The sequence below is a fragment of the Aquitalea sp. S1-19 genome (assembly GCF_024343515.1).
The window spans coordinates 1-3,395 of record NZ_RJTZ01000178.1 but is presented as its reverse complement, the minus strand read 5'-3'; the positions used below and the strand labels follow the sequence as shown (position 1 = coordinate 3,395).

Sequence of the window (3,395 nt, the reverse complement as noted above, 5' to 3'; positions counted from 1 at the left end):
TGACTTGCTGGTGTGGGCGGCCGATGGCAGCAATACGGCTGCCGATCTGAAGGCCATGGGCAGCTCGCTTAAAAGTCTGCGTGATAGTCTGGTGTTTTCTGCCAATGTCCGTGACCAGGAGGGGCGCTATCTTTTTTCCGGTACAGCCAATGATAAGCCTGCCATCCAGCGTGATGCCACAGCCGGTGTGTATAGTTTTGCCGGCAATGAGGAGACGATCCCGGTGGTTGTGGGGCATGGCGTCAGTCAGGTGTCGAATACCACGCTGGCGCAGTTGCCCGACATGCTCAACCAGCTGGAAGCGCTGATTGTGAAGCTGGACGATCCTGCCTTGACGGCGGCGGCCGTGGGTGATGATGTGCGCAAAACCTTGGGTGTGCTGGATAGTGCGCACCAGATGATAGGCAGCAAGATCGCCCAGCAGGGCGGGGCGCAGAACATCATCAAGATGATGGCCGACAACCACAGCAACGTCAGTCTTGCCAACCAGAAAAATGCAACCGATATCGGCCGGCTCGACTATGCGGAGGCCTTCATCAAAATGAATGCCTACACACTTGCCCTGCAGGCAAGCCAGAAGGCCTACGGCAAGGTCAGCCAGCTGACCTTGTTTAATGTGATCTGAGGACGGATATGCGCTCCTTGTTGACGACACTGGATACGCCGGCACTTGGCAAAAAAGGCCGGCTGGCCGAGCCCGTTGTGGCTGCTGCGCGTACAGGGTCGCTATCCGCCACCGCTGACACGGAAAACCGTGGCCAGCGCGAATCAGCGGTGTCGGGCTGGCGTTATAGTACGCAGTTGAATCAGCAATTGACGAGCGCCCAGCAATCGCTTGATTTTGTTGATCAGCTATTGCGCCGTCTGGAACTGCTTAAGTCCGATTTGGGGCGCGAACTGGGCAGTCGGCGCATTGAAAAAGAGCCCTTGCAGGCCAGAACCGATGAAGTCGGGGCGCAATGGGCGCAGCGCGAGGCAAAAACGGATGGCACGCTGGACGGGAAGCTGCATTTCCAGGTAACCGGGCAAGTGCGTCAGCGTTTTTCGCTACGCGGTATGGATCTTTCTGCGCTGACCCAGGGCAAGGCGGAAACCCTTGTACTGATCGGGCCGGAGCGCGGCGTGCCGCCTGCGGTGGTGGTCGTCGGTGACGGGGTCGATGAAAAGACCCTGCTGCAGCGCTTTAACCGGGCGCTGGGGGGCATGGGTTTGCGTGCCGAGGTGGACGATGGCGGGGCGCTGGCATTCAGTGTCGAAGAGTCGGCGCTGGCACGACTGCGCGAGGGTTTGATGGTGCGTGGCGAAGGCGTGCGTTTTCCGGCCGGCTCGCCACAGCGCGTGCGTCTGGAAACCGAGTCCGACCCGTTTCAGATGCCCTGGCAACTGGATGACCATGCGGGTGTCCGCCAGAGTCTGCAGCGCGTTGTCAGCATCATTGCCCAAGTGCAGCAATCGCGCGCCGCCATCTTGAGCGCGATTGCCGAGGCTGAGCACTCCATTTCCCGTCTGGTGAGCATGGACGAGCAAAGCTGGGCGCAGAGTTTTGTCGCGGATTTCAATGCCAGACTCAACCAGCGTGATGCCTATCAGGGCTATTACGAAATCCTGCCGGCATTGTCCGGTGTCAGCCGTTATCGCGTATTGTCCCTGCTGTCCCTGCGTTAATGGCGGCAGGTGCTGCCTGCCGCCACAGCGGGCTTATTCGCTAAGCATATCCACCCCCTTAGGCGGAGTGAAGTTGAAGTTTCCGGCCGGAATGGCCGGATTTTTTTTGACCGCAACAAAGCGGATCAGCGTGGTATTGCCGAAGCTGTCGCTTAAGCGCATCTCTTGCAGTGTATTGCCGGAGAAGCCCATTTTAAGCGACTGGAAGGTATTGTCGGCCTGACGCGGCGTGGCATTCAGCCATTCCAGACCGCCTTCCTTGCCGGCCTCTTTCAGGATGTAGTTGCGTTCGATGGCATTGTTGCCGGCCAGCAGTGCCGCCGGGCTGGAGCCTAGCGCGCTGTCCAGCGGTTTGCTGGTGACCTGTGCCAATTCCTTGTCGTAAATCCACAGCCGTTTTCCGTCGCCGACAATCACCTGCTCGAACGGTTTGGCGTAGCTCCAGCGAAATTTGCCCGGACGCGAGATCTCCAGCGTGCCGTGAGCCTGCTCGCGGTGCTTCTGGTTGGTCACGGTCTGCTCGAATTGGGCCGACACGGTTTGCGTGCCGGCGACAAAGGCCTTGAGCTGGGCGATGGCTGCGGCATGAACCGGCAGCGCCAGACTGGCCAGGAGCGGAATAAACAGGATTTTCATTAGCTGAACCGGTTGGTGATCGGGTAGCGCCAGTCTTTGCCGAACGCGCGGCGCGTAATGCGCGGGCCTACCGGTGCCTGGCGGCGTTTGTATTCATTGATTTTCAGCAAGCGTACCACGCGCAGTACATCGGCTTCGGCGTAGCCGTCGGCGATAATCTCGGCGGCCGACAGATTGCCTTCCACATAGCGCTGCATAATCGCGTCCAGCACATCGTAAGGCGGCAGGCTGTCCTGATCGGTCTGGTCGGGGCGCAGCTCGGCCGAAGGCGGACGGGTGATGATGCGCTCGGGGATGACCGCGCCTTGCAAGTTGCGCCATTCGCACAACTGGTAAACCAGCGTCTTGGCCACGTCCTTAAGCACGGCAAAGCCGCCGGCCATATCGCCGTATAGCGTGCAGTAGCCGGTCGTCATCTCCGACTTGTTGCCGGTGGTCAGTACCAGCTTGCCGCCCTTATTGGACAGTGCCATCAGTAGCGTGCCGCGTATGCGTGCCTGCAGGTTTTCTTCGGTGGCATCCAGTGGCAGGCCGGCGAAAGAGGGGGCCAGCGCCTCGGTAAAGCGCTCGTACATCGGCCAGATGGCAATCTCGTCATACTTCACGCCCAGACGCGCCACCATATCGCGCGAGTCGGTCAGTGAAATATCCGCCGTGTAGCGGCTAGGCATCATCACCGCATGCACTTTGTCCGCCCCAAGTGCATCCACCGCGATGGCCAGCGTCAAGGCCGAATCCACCCCGCCGGACAGACCGAGCAGGGCGCCGGGGAAACCGTTCTTGCCGATGTAGTCGCGTACGCCGGTAACCAGCGCCTGATAGACGCTGGCCGTCGCGTCCGGCAGCGCGGCATGCCGGCTGCTGGTAAAGTCGCCGTCGATATAGTCGATCAGCAGCAACTCGTCACTGTAGGCAGCAGCTTGTGCGCAGACTTCGCCGTTGCGGTCCAGCGCGAACGAAGCACCGTCAAAGACCAGCTCATCCTGTCCGCCATTCAGGTTGACATAGGCCAGCGGCAGGCCGGTTTCCTGTACGCGGTAGCGCGCCATCTCCTGACGCGCGGCCACCTTGTTGCGGTGAAAAGGCGAGGCATT

The 3,395-nt window shown here is 60.3% G+C and carries 4 protein-coding genes; 2 read left to right on the top strand and 2 right to left on the bottom strand.

The window, feature by feature from the left end:
- Both EGI20_RS16685 and EGI20_RS16680 read left to right on the top strand, forming a co-directional pair.
- On the top strand, nt 1-625 hold a 625-nt coding region (locus tag EGI20_RS16685; RefSeq protein ID WP_498632830.1), incomplete at its 5' end, for a flagellin family protein.
- 8 nt (nt 626-633) lie between these two features.
- Nucleotides 634-1,665 carry a hypothetical protein gene (locus EGI20_RS16680; RefSeq protein ID WP_498632829.1) on the top strand — a complete coding sequence of 344 codons (1,032 nt, stop codon included), beginning with the start codon at nt 634-636 and terminating at the stop codon, nt 1,663-1,665.
- Nucleotides 1,666-1,698: 33 nt separating this feature from the next.
- Here the strand turns inward: EGI20_RS16680 and lolA are convergent, their stop codons facing one another.
- Both lolA and EGI20_RS16670 read right to left on the bottom strand, forming a co-directional pair.
- A complete protein-coding gene (gene lolA / locus EGI20_RS16675) occupies nt 1,699-2,301 on the bottom strand; it encodes an outer membrane lipoprotein periplasmic chaperone LolA (protein ID WP_498632828.1) in 603 nt (200 codons plus the stop codon).
- Nucleotides 2,301-3,395: NAD+ synthase (locus EGI20_RS16670; RefSeq protein ID WP_498632827.1), on the bottom strand; the 1,095-nt coding region annotated here is incomplete at its 5' end. The genes EGI20_RS16670 and lolA, both read right to left, overlap by 1 nt.

Bases quoted from the DNA above. Each gene is read 5' to 3' on its own strand.
- EGI20_RS16680 (WP_498632829.1), top strand. From the start codon at position 634: ATGCGCTCCTTGTTGACGACACTGGATACGCCGGCACTTGGCAAAAAA.
- lolA (WP_498632828.1), bottom strand. From the start codon at position 2,301: ATGAAAATCCTGTTTATTCCGCTCCTGGCCAGTCTGGCGCTGCCGGTT.